This is a genomic window from Methylobacterium frigidaeris (genome assembly GCF_022179185.1).
GTDB lineage: Bacteria > Pseudomonadota > Alphaproteobacteria > Rhizobiales > Beijerinckiaceae > Methylobacterium > Methylobacterium frigidaeris.
Window position 1 is genome coordinate 1 of the sequence record NZ_BPQJ01000302.1, and the last position, 247, is coordinate 247.

Below are 247 nucleotides of genomic sequence, written 5' to 3' on the forward strand. Positions count from 1 at the left end.
TCCTGGCGGTCGCCGCGGTCCTGGCGCTCGCCCTTGCCCTGGCGGCCCTCGCCGGGCTCCTGCGGCGCCGCCGCGCTGTCGGTCTTGGCGTCCGTCCGGGGCTCGGTCCTGGCCTCGACCTTGGTGTCGGTCTTGAGGTCGCCCGAGGCGCCCTCGGGGCTGCCCGCGGCGGCGGTGGCGCGGCGCCGGCGGCGCTCGCCGGCCGGCTGCTCGTCGCTGACCGGCTGGCCGGGGATGTCGATCTGCT

The 247-nt window shown here is 79.4% G+C and carries 1 protein-coding gene; it reads right to left on the reverse strand.

Features of this window, described 5'->3' with window-relative positions; all coding sequences use genetic code 11:
* Positions 1–247 (reverse strand): hypothetical protein (locus MFF64_RS37230; protein ID WP_238194095.1); only part of this gene is annotated, 247 nt, incomplete at both ends.